The sequence below is a fragment of the Pedobacter sp. N36a genome, assembly GCF_014472395.1.
In the GTDB taxonomy this organism is placed as follows: domain Bacteria; phylum Bacteroidota; class Bacteroidia; order Sphingobacteriales; family Sphingobacteriaceae; genus Pedobacter.
On record NZ_JACSZW010000005.1, the window covers coordinates 431,944 to 450,076 of the forward strand.

The following is an 18,133-nucleotide window of genomic DNA, read 5'->3' on the forward strand; positions in this document are numbered from 1 at the left end:
TTTTTAACACTTTTCATCAGCCCCAATGGACTTTTAAATGGATTCCAGAATTTCATCTGATTAGAAATTTGTTTGAAATAAATTAGCTGTAGCCTGATTTATGATGAGCTACTCGTTTTTCGTTCCTTACTTCTGATTTCTTCCGCTAAGACAGAAATCCCCTTTTGTATGCTTCCATATTTATTGGCATAAGCCTGAATCCGAACCTTCTCCCTTTCCTCAGTGGTATAGGCTAAGTATTCCTCCAGGGAAACTTCGGTACGGTATACCTTACTGTGACCGCCAAGAGAAATAAAGACTTCCTTATACTTGCGATTGGGTTCATTGGCTTTGTTCATCGAAAGAATCAATGACTTATCTTTCTCAGTGAGCCCTAAAAGCTCCTGGAGCTGATCAAACTTGTTTTGATACTTACTTTGGTCCAACAGAATCTTACAATCGCTGTTATTAATGATCGCATTTTTGACAATCGGGGAGCTGATAATGTCATCAATCTCCTGGGTCACTACAATGGGTTCCCCAAAAAATTTGCGCATGGTTTTAAACAGGTACTTAATATGCTCTGCCATCCCTGGCTTGGCAATGGACTTCCAGACTTCCTCTAATAGCAAAATCTTCCGAATCCCCTTTAGCTTGCGCATCTTACTGATGACTAATTCCATAATAATCAAAGTGACTACCGGAAATAAAATCGGGTGATCCTTTAGTACGTCAATTTCAAAGACAATGAACCGCCTGTGCAGCAAATCCAAATTCTCCCTCGCATTCAGCAGGTAATCAAATTCACCACCTCGATAATAAGGATTTAACACATACAGAAAATTCCCGATATCAAAATCTTGCTCCTTCACCCGGCCATTTTCCAGCACTACAAGGTATTCCGACTTCAAAAAATCATAGAAGCTATTGAAACATGGAAAAATATCCGGGTGCTGATCCAAATGCTCAAAATACAGCGTCAAAGCCATAGAAATCGCCACATATTCAGACCTGCGATAGGGCTCATCATCCTTTTTCCAAAGCGCCAGCAACAAGGTTTTGATGCTCTCCTTTTTTTCGGTATCCAATACATCCCCATCAGGCAAAGAAAAAGGATTGAATTTAATGGGGTCACTTTCGGTATAGGTGAAATAATATCCCCCAACCAAATCACAAAGGCCTTTATAGCTATGGCCAATATCCACGATCACTACGTCAGTTCCCTGCTCGTAATATGACCTAATCAGGTGATTGGTTAAAAAAGATTTTCCTGACCCACTGGGCCCACAGATAAACTTAGACCGATTGGTAATCCAGCCTTTTTCCCAGGGCTCATCTGAAATGTCTACATGTACCGGCCTCCCCGTTAAACGGTCCCCCAGGCGGATCCCAAAAGGACTGATGCTACTGCGATAATTGCTTTCCAGATTAAAAAAGCAGGTCGCTTGTTCCAAAAACGTATCGAAGGTGTCGTTCATCGGAAAGTCAGCCTGATTCCCAGGAAGCCCAGCAAACCAAATTTGTGCTGCCCCATCGGTCTCCTGCTTACAAACCGCGCTCATCTGAGCCATTGCCGAACCTACTTTGTTTTTCAAATTTGCCACCTCAGCCTCACGATCAGACCAGGCGAACACATTGAAATGAGCTTTTACCGGTAATCTGCTATGAATCACTGCTTCATTTAAAAAGTCATTAACCGCATCCCTACTCACCGCATTTTCTCTGGAATAGCCTGACAAAGACTGCAAACGCAGTTTTTTTGCTTCCAAACGAGTGATGGTCTTCTCACTATTCTCAATAAATACATATTGATTCAGGATATGGTTACAGTTCAAAAGACTTCCTAAAGGACTCGCAAAGCCAATACTGAATTTGGTTCTATCAGTACTATACTGCTCATAATTCATCCGGCTTCCACAAAGTGGTGGCAATGCTGCTGCCTCAGCCAGAGTGTACAGCTCGCAGCTTTTTTCACCGACCTTAATCCCTTGTTTCAACTGAATATCGGCAAGCATACTCCGCTGATCATCTCCGAGTAAAAAGCAATACTTTTCGATGACTCCCGCCTTGTTTGAAGTACCAGATAACTCATCATCAGTCAAACGAATCAAGGACACAAAACCACTGTCAATAAGAATACGTTCCAGCTGGCCGGCAATGTCCAAAAAATCCTTTAACAATACCGGATTAATGGTCTGAGCAGGGACAATAGATTTACGCAGCATATTGCTGTACACCGAAGAAGAAAGTTTACGCCCATGAGGTTTCTTGGTTAAAAAGAGGTAACAGCTATGGTCCAGACATTCCCTTTCATTAAAAAAGCGTTCACTGGACCGAGAGAGAAAACCAGTCCCAGCATTGTTAAAATCCGCTTTAAAACTTCCCTTGGTAAACCAATCCTGCTTGTGAAAAATACTATACTTCGGTAGTAGCTTAATGGCCTTTACCCAGCTTTGGTGATAAGCCTCATACTCCTGATCTGAAAGTGTAAAAATCTCTGGAAGTCCTAGCCGATAACCAATCGTGATATCTCCTTGCATAGAAACGATGCAACCCTTTTCTACTTTAGAAAGGGGCAATATAGCGGAAGCCTCTACCATCTTCCCCCTCCTTTCAACCGAATAAATATCCCCCTATTTCTAAACTTCAAAGTGCGAGGTACACTCCGCCTTGCCCAATATTTTTTAAGCCCATGTTCCCCAAACCGATGACTCAAGCGGAACACCATAAAAAACAAACCAGCTCCAAGGCCCAGAATTAAGGGCAAAACCAACATCAAACCAACCCCGCAGATATACAGTATGGCAAATAAAATGAGCAGTAGCACCAGCCCAATCGCTAAATAAGCGATGTACTGCGCCTTTAGCCCTTTAAAGACAATAGGCTTGGAAACCCCTCTGTTAATTGTATATACGCTGCCCATACTAAATTCCAAAAAAGGATTTCAACACAGTAGCTACCACTACCAAAAATATACAACTGCCAAACCAGGCCGCAGCCACCTTATTGGTATCCGGCTCTCCAGCATTCCACTTATTGAATACTTTCACCGCCCCGATGATACCGATGACTGCACCAATGGCATACATCAAGTCACAACCTGTATCAAAGTATCCTTTAACTTTATTGGTCGCTTCCCGTATCCCAGCCTCTCCATCCTGAGCGAATAGATTTAAGGAAAACAAAAGATGGCAACAGCAAATTACTAAAGCGAAAAGTAAAGCTTTGCCAAAAACCTTTTTGTGGCAAGTAAGTTTAGATGAATCCATGAGAAATAAATTGAGGTGAAAAATTTTAGCGCAAAGACATTTAATCCCAAAGGGATTCCAATTCATCATTTGAGAGATGAAAAGGCGCGTGCTGGGTAATCCAAGTATTGATGGTATCGAGATTTGGATTTGAGGAGATCCTTGGAAAGCTGATCCTTAGCTCAGACATCCGCTTAAAGAAATCTTGCTTGTTTCCATCTGAGGTCTCTATCCACTTAAAAATCTGCTTCAGTTCTTCCAATAGATCGGGAACCAAACCTACCTGATCCAGCATATCATTTTCAGCTCCGGCAAAACTGAGCTCAGCGATCCCCATTTCATGAACTCCTTCTAGAAGCTTTGATTTTCCCATCAAATCATCTGCATGATCAACTGAGCCCTTATGTTGCTGCTGAAGAACAGATCCCAGAGCAACACCAGTTGGAAATCGCTTACCCAATAAAAAAGCACACAACTGCTCACGGTAAAAAATCAGAATTATCACTAAGTACCAGACCATGGCCAGTACCCCCACCGCAAGAATAAAATCCCGCCAAGAAAATTGTTCTAACATATCAGTTTAATTAATCCCGGCACCGTATTGCACCGGGAACTGATACAAAGGTTGAAATGCGTCAAATTTTTCATTGACAATCCCCAAAGCAAGCACTAACGATTGTTAACCCCCTTGGCTTAATCCTGCTGAGAATCTTGTTTTTTTAGCGGGGGATGATAAGCATCCCCGTCATCAATTCGTTTATGAATCGCCTCACGCATTTGATCTAAAAACCGAGTTTTACTCATGCTTTTACGTCGTTTAATCTCAGTAAAACGCCTGAAATATCGACTGAGGTTAACCTGGAAACATTGCTCAAACACATCCATTAAATCTGAGAGATCTACCTCTCCATTATTCACCTGGGCGGTATCATGAATCCCATAAATCAGCTCAATCAAATTACAGCTATCCCCGGTCCAACGGGTAATGATTCCTTTACGACTCTTGAGTCCAGTCCCAGAAACGACGCTCTCAGGTGATTGTACCAGTTCCACCAAATGCTGCTGAAGCAGCTCATAGGCCATAAACTTAGACACCAAATAATCCTGACTGGTCCCAAAACTGGCATCTACCTCAGGAAGTTCAGCACTAAGCAAGCCCTCCAACTTTGCCCCACGAATGAAATAAAACTGATCCAGTTCCTTGGCCTTAAACTTATAGTACTGGTAATGAAATTCATGCAAACGAAAGAAGCGCTCAATAAAGCGAAGTTGGCTCATATAATATTCCTTCAGCTCCTCATTGGCTGCAACAGGGCTTGTACTATCAATGGCAATCAACTCCACATAAAATATTTTCCAGCGGTAGAACCTTGGCTTTTGAGTTTTAAAAAACCAAATCTCCTGTGCAGGGCTAAACTCTTGTGAAAGACTCCAATGTTTTAAACAGGAAAGGTGTCTTACCACCACATCAAGATTAGAAATAAACAATTCCCTTCCAGAACTTTGCGATTGCTCATTGGACTTCAAATCATCCATCATTTGCTGATACATTTTTTCGATCAATTTTTCCATAGCATATTATTTAAGTTTCTAAATCAATATTAGAAGCTTCGCTAAGCCAAGACGTTGATCCAAATCACAAAAACAACAAAAAAAGATCCATCGCAAAAAAGTGCCCGAAACAAAATGTCAGTTATAGAAAAACAAAATGAATACAGGCACAACATATTGATTGTTTATCTGTTATATAAGTTGTATCGCCAGTCTATATTTTGGTTTAAAGTTTAGCTTGTTTGATCTCGATCCTACAGAAAGTAACTCCTATGGATATTGATTTCATGCTAACTACTTTGGGGTTTATTACCCCATTATCTCAGCAATTGCAAGAACGTTTTACCGCACAAATTCAACAAGAGACCATAAGAAAAAGAACCATTTTACTTCGCCAGGGAGAAACCTGCAGGCGCATTTATTTTATAAAAGAGGGCTTCGCCAGGTGCTATTTCCTCGACAAACAAGGGAAAGAATGCACTACATGGTTTTTTAATGAGGGTGATTTCATGATTTCAGTACATAGTTTCTATACCCAGAAACCCGCTTACGAAAACATAGAAATATTGGAAGATTGCATCTTGCAATCTATCAGCTGGTTACAGATTCAAGCGATTTATGCAGATACCAGGGAAGGCAATCACATTGGAAGAGTCATGAGTGAACGTTACCAAATACAAAGCGAAGAAAGATTTATTTTACATAGGGACTCTAATCCCACAGAACGGTACAAACTTCTGTTAGAACACTATCCTGGAATAGAACAAAAAACCACTCAGACCAATATTGCCTCGTACCTTGGCATCAGCAGAGAAACACTTTGCAGACTAAAAGGAAAAAAGTTAAGGTGTGATATAAATCAAAAAAACTCCTTTTAAAATATCAAACCAGTATTTAGATTACTACTAAAACTCAGAAAATGCTTAAAAATTGATCAAAGTGACTTAGATTTAAAATCTAACCAAAACTCATCTGATAAAGTTACCTCAAAAGTGCTTGCAAAAAAATCATCTGGTTTGATAAAAGGAGTTATACTTGATACAATAGGATAAGCTTTGATACTAATGCTTGAACCACCTGTATTTTGAATAGATGACCTTGAAAAGATTAAATTATACTTCATCATCATGATCAATGTAGACTCTAACAAGGACAAGATCTTACTCTCATCAATAATGTTATCTGCATTTAAGCTAGTTAATACTATCATGGCTTCATTATATCCAGGAGAATTATTAAAAGTATCATAAGGTTGATTTAAAACATTATGATTAACTGAAGCAAAATCTGCCAGCTCTTTAATAGTAAATTTGAAATTTTTTACATCTAACCTAATAAAAAACAGAAGAATTTTAATCGCCAATGCTTTTTTCTTATCATCATTTTCAGGAAAGTTCTTTATTCCACCTATAACTTCGGTAATAAAATCCATACTAAAAATCTAAAAGTATCATTGGTTTAATATCTAATCCTTTCGCCAATGAAAAAATAGTTGTAAGTGCCAAATCCACCTGCCCCTTTGATATTCTTTGGACATTACTATACTCAAGATCAGATCTTATAGCCAATTGTCTTAAAGATGGTTTACAATCATTCTTAAGACCGTGCTCTTCTAATAAACTCAATAGGTGTTCTCCAAATTTAATTTTCACCTCTTCTTTCCATTCCATTGCGGAATTTCCGACTAATAGAAAAACTAAATGACGTATGAACATACATCATTTAGTTTTTTTTATTATATTTGTTATCAGATGTTTATACGTTTTTCTGTATAAATATTTAAGAGTCTCGCACAAAAACCGCCAGTTTAGACCGCGAGAGGACAAGTGAATTTGCCCAAACCTGAAGGTATATTTTTTATCTTTGAGGTATCTTATATATTTAAGGTTGGGCTTCACTTAAGTCTTTTGTGGTCAACTTTGACCCTCGTGCAGGGTTAAAGGGGTTCCTGGCGGTACCTTGTGCAAAAGCAGTGAAGTCTAACCTTATTTTTTTTAATAAGGCAGTTGTATTGCTTTTTTAAGACTCATTTAAAAAAATCTAATTTAAATGAGATATGAAAACTAACCCATTCCCCTATCGCAACATTCAGATGTTGATCATAAAGGCACCGGTATAAACCTAACTTATTCCAGGCGGGCAATACTTCTGTCGGTTAAACGATATCAGTAATTTCTCAAATTGCCCGCCCTGGTATTCTTTTAAAATCTAAATAACCATCTAAATCATTTAACATGAAAAAAACGATACTATTAATCGTAATGGCCACGCTTTGCACATTTTTTTGTGCAAAAGTGCAAACCATCTATCACATATCGGGAATAATTAAGGATGAAAATGGCCTACCCCTTCCTGGTGCTACTATCAAAATTAAGGAAACTAGTATAATGGCATCATCGGACAAAAATGGAAAATTTACAATTTCTGCACCTTCAACAAAAGTAACCTTACAAATAAGTTTTCTCGGTTATCAGCCTAAAGATATAACACTTACAAAGGCCTCTGTTTCCCTTGAAATACAATTAAAACCAGATCAAAATTCACTAAATGAAATTCAGGTCATTGGTTATGGTACAACCACCAAACGATTGAATACAGGCAGTGTTTCTACCATTACGGCTAAACAAATAGAGGAACAGCCTGTTACCAATGTTCTTTCCGCATTATCTGGACGAATGCCTGGCGTATTTGTCCAAACCACCAATGGGCTCCCTGGTGGAAACATCAATATACAAATTAGAGGAACTGGTTCCATTGCCGCCGGCACAAACCCTTTATATATAGTAGATGGTGTTCCTTTTGAATCTTCAATAATTGATCCTAACTCATTAATTGGAACCGGAAATATGTCAGGAGCAATTAACCCGTTAAACAGTATCAATCCTGCAGATATTGAAAGTATTAGTGTACTTAAAGATGCTGATGCAACGGCAATTTATGGAAGTAGGGGCACTAATGGAGTAGTTTTAATTACCACAAAAAAAGGTAGTGGAGAAATAACGAAAACCAATATCAGCCTAAGTAGAGGCATAAACCAGTCTACGAACCTTGCTAAACTATTAAACCTTCAAGACTATCTTCAAATCAGAAGAGAAGCCTTTACCAATACCAATCAAACTCCTACGATAACCAATGCACCTGACCTTTTGCTATGGGATCAAAACCAAGACATCAACTGGCCGGATTATTTATTCGGAAACAACGCGGAAAATACAGATTTACAGGCAAGTTTAACAGGCGGCTCTGGACGTACTACTTTTAATACTTCAGTAAATTATCATCAAGAAAGTAATGTACTTTCTGATTTAGCAAAATACACTCGAGGTGGATTGCATTTTAACCTTAACCATCGCTCATCTGATCAAAAATTCCAACTGCAACTCACAAACTCAATTATACTTGACAATAATAGAAGTCCAAATCTTCAGGGGGCTAGTTCTGGCTTACTATTGCCTCCCAATTTCCCTTTAATAAATACATCAGGAAATTATCAATGGCGCGGCACTAATCCCTTAGCAGAAATGAATGCTACTACTACAGCTAAAACGGACAACATCATCACCAATATTAACCTTAGTTATGAATTGTTTAATAGTCTGAACTTTAAACTGAGTACCGGATATAGTAAAATCAACACCAATCAGGTACAGCTTTTTCCGATGCGATCTCTTTCTCCTGGATCGACAAACTATACTCAGTATGGACAAAATTCAAACCAAGCATACCTTGTAGAACCTCAGATTAACTATCAAAAGAAAATTAACAATAGCCAGCTAAGTATGCTTTTGGGAGGAACATATCAGGAAAAATCAGGTAGGGATTTGTTTTTAAGAAGCAGTGATTATAGTAATGAAGAGTTGATGGAAGACATTGCATCCGCTGCAACAGTTGACATTAGATCCAACAATAATACCAATTATAAATACCTCTCTATATTTGGACGGGCGACCTATAACCTCAACAGTAAATATATTTTAAGCCTCACTTTTAGACGTGATGGCTCATCTAAATTTGGGGACGGAAACCGCTTTGGAAACTTTGGTGCTATCGGTGCAGCATGGCTGTTTGGAGAAGAACAATTCCTAAAAGACCACCTTGGCTTCTTAAGTTTCGGAAAATTGAGGTCAAGTTATGGAACTACAGGAAATGACCAAATTACAGACTACCAATACTTATCAACCTATTCCAGCCAAGGTTATACCTATGAAGGTATCTCTACTTTGAATCCATCTCGGATCGACAATGCAAATTTTCATTGGGAAACCACCCGAAAGTTAGAATTTGCCTTAGAAACAGGATTTTTGAAAAATAGAATCTTATTCAACCTCAACTACTACAGAAACCGCAGTAAAGACCAATTGGTACAATATAACCTACCAGTAATCACTGGTTTTGCATCCTACCAGGCTAATCTTCCAGCAATCGTTCAAAATACAGGATGGGAACTAGAACTTACAACAGTGAATCTCCAAAACCACAACATCAAATGGAGTAGCACCTTTAATCTCACTATACCCAAAAACAAATTAGTTAGTTTCCAAAACATTGAGGATTCCGGCTATGCACAAACTTTGGTTGTTGGCTATGACATTACCAGAATTTATGGATATCAATTCTTAGGTATAAATCATCAAACAGGCAACGCCAGTTATGGTGATCAGAATGGTCTCTCTAGTCAATCACCTTATTATTTTAATACCATAGGTAAACGCACTCCAGATTTCTACGGTGGTTTAGGCAATACCGTAACTTACCACAATTTTTCAATAGACTTATTTTTCCAGTTTGCAAAGCAAATGTTATCTGGTGGACTCCGGTCCTCTCCTGGTCTTTTAATCAATAATTATGCTTTTATAAAAGAAAGGTGGCAACAACCTGGTGACATCACCAATGTACCTAAGGCAAGTACCATTTTTGATTCATATTACGCCAGCTCGTCTGCAAATTATTTTGATTCTTCATACCTAAGATTAAAAAATGTAGCCATTAATTACAGGTTGCCGACCGAGCTGACATCAAAAATGAAGTTACAAACGCTCAACCTATTTTTAAGGGGGCAAAACCTAATTACGTTCTGGAACAATAATAATCCCCTGATGGATCCAGAATCCGGAGCCCTATCGGCAACCCAAAGGAACATCCCTCCTATAAAATCCCTTGTCATCGGTTTCAACCTTACATTTTAAATTACAAAATCATGAACTTTAAACTTGTCATCCATCAAACCCTAATCGGCATCACCATTTTGATTTTTTTTTCCTGTTCAAAGCTAACCGATGTGGAATCCCCTAAAAACCAACTGACCACAGACAAAGTCTTTGCTGACACGAATGGTGTAAAGGCCGCTTTATTTAACATTTATGTAAAATTTGAAAATCTTCAAGATCCAGTCTGCAACCAGTTCCTGTCTATTTATGCTGATGAATCTGTAAGTCTAAACAACCAAAATTGGAACCAAAGCAGGATTTCGGCAGACGATGGATTTAATCAGAACAACTGGACATACTTATACTCTGTCATTTATCAATGCAATATGATTCTGGAACAAACCACAATCAGCTCTCAACTTACTTGGGAATTCAAAACTAAAATACAAGGTGAAGCCCGGTTTTTAAGAGCTTATGCTTACTTTTTTCTGGTTAATTTGTACGGGAAAGTTCCATTGCTATTAACAACTTCTTTAGATGAGAACAGAAAAGCACCTCAGCAAGACTCTGGTGTCATTTATACCCAAGTTATAAATGACTTAGTTCAAGCCAGAGAACAACTTCCTTCAAGCTATCAGGGCACAGGAAAATTCAGAGCAAACAAGGCTTGTGCCACAGCACTTCTTGCCAGGGTATATCTATATCAGAGCAATTGGGCGATGGCTGAAAGCCTTGCAAACGAGTTAATTAATAGTAACATTTACACCCCGCTTGAAAGTCCTGTAAATGTATTCAAGGCAAATAGTAAAGAAAGTATATTGCAACTATCTACCCAAAAGGGTTATGTCACAGCTATTGAGGGGATGATCCCGTCTACTTCAACCGAAATACCCGGCCTATTTTTTACTGATAATTTTTATAATTCTTTTGAAACTGGAGATTTAAGAAAAATCAACTGGACAAAGGCAAATACAGTCATTAATAACAACTCGACCACCGTATACGGCTATCCTTTTAAATATCAAAACAACACCGTAAATAGCAGTAATCCAGAAAATCTAATCGTTCTCCGTATTGCCGAACAATATCTCATCCGTGCAGAAGCAAGGGCCCGGCAAAATAAAATTAGTGGTCAAAATAGTGCTACAGATGATATAAACAGCCTAAGGAAACGAGCCGGACTTTCAGAAATCAACCCAATCGGATTAGATGAGACCCTACAGGCAATCTATACAGAACGCAGACATGAAATGTTCTTTGAAAACGGAGATCGATTTTTAAACCTAAAACGCACCGGAAATTTACAGCATATAATGACATCCCTAAAACCAACATGGATAAGCTCCGCTGCTCTATTGCCTATTCCAATTAAAGAAATCACTTACAATGCTAATCTCATACAAAATGATGGCTACTAAATTTATTTCAAGGACCATGATCCTGAAAAAGATCTATTTACTAGCTGCAATTTGTAGCTTATCTTTTTCTATAAGAGCACAATCCCATCCCGAAGTCCAATTGAATGATACCCTTCCAGATTTACCCATACAATTCCTGATTCAACCAGATCAGGGCCCTTTAACAACAGCAATGCTAATTAAAAAGGGAGGCCTCATTATAAATTTTTGGGCAACATGGTGTAAACCCTGCGTGAAGGAATTAGAATTTTTGGCCACACAGGCCAATAAACACAAGGATAGCCTTAGTATACTGTCCATCAGCTATGAAGACAAAATAACTGTACGAAAATTTTTAGATAATCATCAGAATATCGCAGGTTCTTCTCTAAAAATCATAACAGATGATAAGCTATTTTCACAGCTATTCTTCCATCAAGCCTTACCTCATAATGTATGGATCAATAGACAGGGCGTTGTTAAGGCTATAACAGGTGGTGAAAGTATCACAGAGGCTAACCTAATTTCTTTTTTGAATGATAAGATAAAAGTAATGGACTTCAAAAAGGAAATTCCTTTTGATCAGTTGAAACCATTACAAGTTCCAGACTCCTTACTTGGATTCAGATCCATCTTTGTGAAAAAATTAGAAGGTGTTGAAATGAGTGGAACGGTAATTAGCCCTGGAAAACTTGGAAGGCCAAATATGAAACGCTTTTTCGAATTCAACTCACTCATTAAAGACATGATTTATAATGCCTACCAAATGCCAGGCCTAATATCAAATGACTATCTAATGGAAATAATAACCAATGATTCCTCTAGGTACTTTTGGCCGGGAGAAAAAAAGAATATTCAGACTTATAAGGGGGAATCTTTAGTTAATTGGCAAAAGAACAATCAATATACTTATGAGCTTAGAACTGCAAACCGATTGACCGATTCAATCTTCAGTAAACACGTAATCAGTGACCTGGAACTAAACCTTGGTATTCATACAAGGAAAGTGTTGAAAAAGCGTAATTGCTGGGTAGTCACATATGACGTTAAATCCAACAAAATCAAAAAAGCAGATAAAGATGCTCCCTATCGGATGGGTATAATAGACAACAAACTTCTCATTTCAAATGTACCTTTAGACTATCTCCTGAACTGGATCGTTAGCGCCACATTTAGAACTCCAAGGAAAGAGCCATACCTTAACAAAACCAAAATAAATTATCCTATTACAGCAGAAATTGATCTTGGAGATGATCCCTCCCTTTATACCCAACAGCAACATATTACAAGTTGTTTAAGTAAACACCTCGGACTAAAGTTTAAGCTTAAAAATACAAAATACCCCATCATACAGATCATAGACCTCTAAAAGAAAGCCCCGGAATTGGTAAACCGGGGCCTTTCACTAATTAAATCTGATAGTTTGAACGTCCAGTGGATCTTCCACATTCGTTCCTGTAGCACAAACAGCCTTACTGCCTGAACAGCCATAATGGAGTTGAGCCTGCGGGATGGTCCCGGTAAACGAATTACTTCCTGTCCAACTGTACATTGGATCCAGAGTGCTTGAAGTGTTTGCCGCTTTTGTAGCGAAGGCTCCTCCAACACCAGCAACTATTGCCAGTGCAAGGAAAGTTGACTTTAAACTTTTCATAACGTTTAATATTTAATGAATAATTGACTTTTATGATCTACTCACGCTTCCGGACGCGCTGAATATTCGATTTTTGATGGTTGTTCCATTTTCTTTTTGCGTGCTAATCTTAGTCCCAAATAGGCTATTGCAATAAAAAATGCATTGAAAAACAAATGACCTTTCCAACTCAACATACTGACAATTCCACCGCAGGTACATGGTAAATGAAGGCCCGAAACGAGCATGCCTAAAATGTATACTTCAAATACCGTAAGTAAAATAATTGATCCTATAAATCCTACTTTTCTTACTTTAGGAAAAAGTAAGAATCCAACTAGAATGATCTCGAACAATGGGACAACCCAGGCTAAAAAAGGTGCAAGAATCGCCATCAGACTTAAAGGAGACAGCTTCATTTGGAATATAAATTTATCATACTCTAAAAGCTTGCTGACTGCTGTATAAGCAAATAACAGTATTATTAATGCAGCACAGATTTCGGTGAATGTTTTTGATTTCATAGCAGATGATTTACTTCATCTAATTTCAGCACCACACCAACCAGAAAGCCCCACAATTGTTGGCAGATCACCGACCTAATGAATTTCTACTGATTATGAATTGTATCTATTAAAGCCATCATCCTTAATTCCTAGAAAATTTGCAATGTCTTTATGTCGAGCAATATTAAACAGTGATTTATGTTCATGATAAAACTTCAAGTATTTTACCTTAGCTGAAAGCGATTGCAAATCCTTCAAATGTGTTAAGCGCAAATGATCATAATAGTGCCTAATGGACTCCACCAAAGGCCATACCTCTGGAAAGGTATCACGGAGTATGATAAAATCCTCATAATCCATTTCAATTAGCCGACACTCTTCTATAAGTTCCACCGCTGATTCAGCGGGCTGTTGACTGAAGAAACCTGGATATGCGAAAATAAAATCTTCTTTAAACCAGAACCAGCTGGTCATTTCGTTACCATTTTCCAGATCAACACCAATTTCGCGTGCATGCCCCTCACAAATAAACCAAACTTGATCTCCTTTTTTTCCCTTCTGTAATAAGATTTCCCCTTTATGGCCATCATGTTCTTTCAAAAATGGCCTTAATGCATTTACAAGTCCTGCACTTAGTGGATAAAAAGAGGCTAAACGCTCCAACAATAACGTAAAAACTGAATTAGAAATCATAGCAATCTCCTTTCCATTGATGGACCATTTAATCCCAAGCCTTCTCTTCTAGCAGAACTAAAAAAGGAAGCTCTATCACTTCCTTTTTTGTATCGATCCAGAATTGGAATAAAGAACGCGGGTTGAAATGATCGGTTAATAAATCAATAATTTCTCAAGTCCAATATATCCCATGTGCCAGGATTCACGGTCTTTATTACACCTGATAAATAAAGACCGTGATGTAAGCAGTTTTGACTTACACCAGTGCAAGCAACAGCGTTCCTTCTTTCTCTTAGTATAAGTCCAGTTGCATCTTATGTAAACCCTGCTCCTATTCATGTAATTAGTTTTTGGTCTGTAAAAACTACTACTAGTTTCCCTTAAACAAAAACAGAAAATGAAGCTAACCATTCATAACCAAGGTCTTTTTAGAACACCGAAATTCTCCTTGGAAGCTGAATTAGCGGATCACTGGGCACCATTAAAAGCGGCCATTCAACATGCTTCACCTAGCTTTTATCAACAGATAAAAGATTTGCAAGCCATAGACCTGGACCAAATTCCATTTAATCTTTATTGCAGCATTTGGAAATATTTCAATAGGTCAAAATACAGAGGAACACCATATGGGAGCTTTGCCGGTGTGGGAACATTTAATTTCCAGCAAAACCAAAATGGCCCCATTATTTTAGCGCCGCAGCAAAAACTTCATGAGTTTACAGACTGGGCTTATTCAGTTCAAGTTTCTATACCAATAAACGACACTGGGTGGGATCAATTGCTTTTTGTCAGTAATTCCAGTACTTATGCTATAGGTAGCGAAATCCGATATCTCTGCTTTAACGATGGGATATATAGTCTCAAAGAGGTAAAAAGAAATTCTACTTTAATGGTTTTACTTCGTGCATGCAAGCAGCCTATAAAACTTCCTGCATTAATTTACAAACTCAAGTCACAGGGATACAAACCCAATCACCTGAAAGAAAACCTTCTGGAATTAATCTCTCTTGGTTTACTTTTCACCAGCAATCATTCCAATATCATTGGTCAGGACTATTTCAAACGTATTCAAAGTCATCCAGAAAAAAGCACAAAAAAATATATTTTAGCTGGGCGAAAGATACGACAAGGTGGGCCAGACATTCAGCTTTTTAAAGAATTACCAAAAGCGATACACTATCTAAGACATTTGGTCAACAATCCCAAAAATCCAGCTTTAGCCGCTTTCATTAATAAATTCTATCATAAATTTGAATACACAGAAATTCCAATTATGGAAGCATTAGATCCCGAAATCGGGATTGGCTACCATAATTTAGAACAGACACTTGAAGAAACTGATTCAAGCTTGCTATCGGTATTAAAGGATAAAAACATCTCTTCAGAAGAGTCCCTAAAGAAAACCTTATGGCAGTATGCCAATTCCAATACTAATAAGCCAACTATCATTCAACTTGAACAGTTCAAATTACCAGAAAGTAAAGATTTACTTTCCATCCCCAATTCACTCAGTGCGATAATGACCGTATCTGAAGATTTACTACATGTTGAATCCATAGGCGGCTGTACGGCTAACGCCTTGCTAGGCCGTTTTACACTCCTGGATAAACAAATAAAAAAAACTTGTAAATCAATAGCAAAAATCGAAGGGCAAGCTAATCCCAATGTGCTTTTTTTTGATGTAGCATATACAGCTGAAAAACACATAGATAATATCAATCGCAGAAAAAGAATCTATCATCACCAGCTCAGCATTCTAAATTATGACACTTCCCAATGCCCATTAGAACTCAGCGATCTTTATTTGTCTGTGCATCAAGATGAGCTTATTCTACGTTCCAAAAAACTTAACAGAAGATTAATCCCTAGAATATCCAGTGCTTATAATTATAACCGGTCAGACCTTCCTGTTTTCCGTCTGTTATGTGACCTGCAACATCAGGGTGTACAATCAGATCTAAATTTGGACCTGCAAGGAATCATTCCGGATTGTTCCAGTTACCCCAGAGTTCAATACCGGAACATTGTACTCAGTCCCGCCAAATGGAAAATTGAACTTGACAAAATTGGAGATCCAATGCTCCCCATTGATATTCTTCTAATCCATTTCAAAGAAAGATCAGTACCTCGCTATTTTAGATACGCACAGGCTGACCAAACGCTCTTTTTTGATCTTCAGCAACAAAATGACCTTAGGATCTTTCAACAATTGCTCAAGAAACACAAAACCCTATATATCGAAGAAGCATTCGCACCCAAAAAGAATTACATCCAGGATAGCCTACAAAAAAATTTCCAGGGACAAATTCAATTATCGCTCACCCATCCCCAGGAACTCTATCCAAATCTAAAACCCCATTACAATTTCCATTCAAAAAAAACAGCTTTGATTTCTCCCGGAGGAAAATGGATTTATTTTGAAATATATTGCCATCCGCAACGGAGTGACATCCTTCTTCAGTACCTAATCCCAACTTTTTTAAAAAAGCATTATAGAAAAATAAAGAAATGGTTTTTCATACGGTATACAGAAAATGGGCATCATCTCAGGTTAAGACTCCACCTCAAAAACAAAAAACACGCCTATGACTTAATTTCTGCATTATCACTTGCATTAAAAGAGGACCTAAAGACCCGAACCGTATCTGATATTCGTTTAAGAATCTATAAAAAAGAAACCAATAGATATGGAGAAAAGCACATTAGAAACGTAGAGGAGCACTTTTTTAAGGATAGTCAATTTGCACTTTACATTTTAAAGCTGAATTTAGCTGCTTTCGAGAAGTATAGGCTCTGTTCAGCGTTCATCTACACTATCAAAGAATCAAATCTCATCAATGAACAAGACTTAAAAATGCTTATTCTGAGCAATTCAAACAGTCTTGCCGCCGAACATCACCTAAGTGGAAAAGAGTTTGGAGCCTTAAATAAAAATTATAAAACCTACTTCTCTGTCGATATACCCGAACTGACAGGCTTACAACTGAATGAATTTAACATCCTTAAAGGCTCTTTTATTTCAATCTTAACGCTTTACAAAGCAATCGATCGACCGCAACTACTGACCGATCTAATTCATATGCAACTGAATAGATTATTTTCAACAAATCAAAGGATGAAAGAGATGGTTTTTTATTATTATTTATCCAAAGACCTTCAAAGAAATTCATATAAAGCAACCCAAAACGATTATTGAACAAGTGATTGAATCATACGGCAAATATTTTTTTATTAAATTACAGAAAACTATTTGCTTATGAAATCTACCATCAAATGTGTTATCATCGATGATGATCAATTCGCCATCGATATTTTAATAGATCATATTCAGGAAATATCAGAACTGGAAATTCAAGCCACTTTTACCGATCCTATTTTGGCACTCACCACTATACTGCAACAGCAGGAGCCTATAGACATTCTATTTTTAGATGTTGATATGCCTAAATTATCCGGAATAGATTTAGCTGAAAATATCCGAAAAAAGGTGAAAAACATCATTTTCACCACAGCTTTTTCGGACTATGCGATAAAAGCTTTTGACCTTAGGGCCAAACATTACTTGCTTAAACCTATCGAGCTTTCCAAATTCCTGGAAGCCATTAACGAAATCATTTCCAATGATTTCCAGCCCAGGGTATCAAAAATGAGCGACAATGAATCCTATTACCTAAGAACCGGAGAAAGAGGTAAACTAACCAGAGTAGATAAAAATGAGATTATCTACATCCAGGCTGCGATGAATTATGTAGATCTTCAAACAAAGGACAAGCGGTATACCATATATATGACGATGAAGGAAATGGAAGAAGTTTTAAAAGATGATGACCGATTCTTCAGGGTGCATAAATCCTATATCATTAATACAGATTACATCAGCCAAATTCGGGGCAACACCATAGAATTAGGTAAGTACCAGGTACTAATGACCAATCCATATAAAGGTGATTTCCTGAGCTACATTGATCAAAAAACTCTGATCTCCAAAAGAATTTAA

16 protein-coding genes are annotated in these 18,133 nt (G+C 37.8%); 6 read left to right on the top strand and 10 right to left on the bottom strand.

What is annotated here, in order from left to right; genetic code table 11:
* Nucleotides 1-98: 98 nt before the first annotated feature.
* The 5 genes from H9X96_RS12870 to H9X96_RS12890 form a co-directional block, all read right to left on the bottom strand.
* Nucleotides 99-2,579 (bottom strand): TraG family conjugative transposon ATPase, encoded by a 2,481-nt coding sequence (locus tag H9X96_RS12870; RefSeq protein ID WP_187666661.1) that lies wholly within the window; start codon nt 2,577-2,579, stop codon nt 99-101.
* Nucleotides 2,573-2,902, bottom strand: coding sequence for a DUF4133 domain-containing protein (locus H9X96_RS12875; protein WP_187666662.1), 330 nt, complete (start codon nt 2,900-2,902; stop codon nt 2,573-2,575). The genes H9X96_RS12870 and H9X96_RS12875 overlap by 7 nt, the downstream gene beginning before the upstream one ends.
* A 1-nt stretch (nt 2,903) precedes the next feature.
* Nucleotides 2,904-3,248, bottom strand: a complete 345-nt coding sequence (locus H9X96_RS12880) for a DUF4134 domain-containing protein (RefSeq protein WP_187666663.1) — start codon at nt 3,246-3,248, stop codon at nt 2,904-2,906.
* A 40-nt stretch (nt 3,249-3,288) separates the two neighbouring features.
* Nucleotides 3,289-3,801, bottom strand: coding sequence for a hypothetical protein (locus tag H9X96_RS12885; RefSeq protein WP_187666664.1), 513 nt, complete (start codon nt 3,799-3,801; stop codon nt 3,289-3,291).
* A gap of 119 nt (nt 3,802-3,920) precedes the next feature.
* Nucleotides 3,921-4,799: an RteC domain-containing protein gene (locus H9X96_RS12890; RefSeq protein ID WP_187666665.1), complete on the bottom strand. Its 879-nt coding sequence runs from the start codon at nt 4,797-4,799 to the stop codon at nt 3,921-3,923.
* 221 nt (nt 4,800-5,020) lie between these two features.
* On the opposite strand from H9X96_RS12890, the gene H9X96_RS12895 reads away from it, so the two are divergent.
* Nucleotides 5,021-5,656: a Crp/Fnr family transcriptional regulator gene (locus tag H9X96_RS12895; RefSeq protein ID WP_187666666.1), complete on the top strand. Its 636-nt coding sequence runs from the start codon at nt 5,021-5,023 to the stop codon at nt 5,654-5,656.
* A 56-nt stretch (nt 5,657-5,712) separates the two neighbouring features.
* Here the strand turns inward: H9X96_RS12895 and H9X96_RS12900 are convergent, their stop codons facing one another.
* Together H9X96_RS12900 and H9X96_RS12905 are read right to left on the bottom strand one after the other, a co-directional pair.
* A complete protein-coding gene (locus H9X96_RS12900; protein ID WP_187666667.1) occupies nt 5,713-6,210 on the bottom strand; it encodes a hypothetical protein in 498 nt (165 codons plus the stop codon).
* A 1-nt stretch (nt 6,211) separates the two neighbouring features.
* Entirely contained in the window at nt 6,212-6,493 is a 282-nt protein-coding gene (locus tag H9X96_RS12905; protein WP_222943900.1) for a helix-turn-helix domain-containing protein, read from the bottom strand.
* A gap of 519 nt (nt 6,494-7,012) precedes the next feature.
* On the opposite strand from H9X96_RS12905, the gene H9X96_RS12910 reads away from it, so the two are divergent.
* The 3 genes from H9X96_RS12910 to H9X96_RS12920 are packed head-to-tail and all read left to right on the top strand — an operon-like array spanning nt 7,013 to nt 12,691.
* Nucleotides 7,013-9,964, top strand: a complete 2,952-nt coding sequence (locus tag H9X96_RS12910) for a SusC/RagA family TonB-linked outer membrane protein (protein WP_187666668.1) — start codon at nt 7,013-7,015, stop codon at nt 9,962-9,964.
* A gap of 11 nt (nt 9,965-9,975) precedes the next feature.
* Nucleotides 9,976-11,343, top strand: coding sequence for a RagB/SusD family nutrient uptake outer membrane protein (locus H9X96_RS12915; protein WP_187666669.1), 1,368 nt, complete (start codon nt 9,976-9,978; stop codon nt 11,341-11,343).
* Entirely contained in the window at nt 11,330-12,691 is a 1,362-nt protein-coding gene (locus tag H9X96_RS12920; RefSeq protein WP_187666670.1) for a TlpA disulfide reductase family protein, read from the top strand. The genes H9X96_RS12915 and H9X96_RS12920 overlap by 14 nt, the downstream gene beginning before the upstream one ends.
* Before the next feature lie 36 nt (nt 12,692-12,727).
* Here H9X96_RS12920 and H9X96_RS12925 read toward each other — a convergent pair whose 3' ends face one another.
* The 3 genes from H9X96_RS12925 to H9X96_RS12935 all read right to left on the bottom strand — a co-directional run bounded on the left by H9X96_RS12925 (nt 12,728) and on the right by H9X96_RS12935 (nt 14,154).
* Nucleotides 12,728-12,976, bottom strand: coding sequence for a DUF6520 family protein (locus H9X96_RS12925; RefSeq protein WP_187666671.1), 249 nt, complete (start codon nt 12,974-12,976; stop codon nt 12,728-12,730).
* A 41-nt stretch (nt 12,977-13,017) separates the two neighbouring features.
* Complete coding sequence (locus H9X96_RS12930; RefSeq protein WP_187666672.1) at nt 13,018-13,479, bottom strand: MauE/DoxX family redox-associated membrane protein; 462 nt, start codon at nt 13,477-13,479, stop codon at nt 13,018-13,020.
* 93 nt (nt 13,480-13,572) lie between these two features.
* A complete protein-coding gene (locus H9X96_RS12935) occupies nt 13,573-14,154 on the bottom strand; it encodes a Crp/Fnr family transcriptional regulator (RefSeq protein ID WP_187666673.1) in 582 nt (193 codons plus the stop codon).
* Nucleotides 14,155-14,533: 379 nt separating this feature from the next.
* On the opposite strand from H9X96_RS12935, the gene H9X96_RS12940 reads away from it, so the two are divergent.
* Both H9X96_RS12940 and H9X96_RS12945 read left to right on the top strand, forming a co-directional pair.
* Entirely contained in the window at nt 14,534-17,332 is a 2,799-nt protein-coding gene (locus H9X96_RS12940) for a lantibiotic dehydratase (RefSeq protein WP_187666674.1), read from the top strand.
* Nucleotides 17,333-17,392: 60 nt separating this feature from the next.
* Nucleotides 17,393-18,133 (top strand): LytTR family DNA-binding domain-containing protein, encoded by a 741-nt coding sequence (locus H9X96_RS12945; protein WP_187666675.1) that lies wholly within the window; start codon nt 17,393-17,395, stop codon nt 18,131-18,133.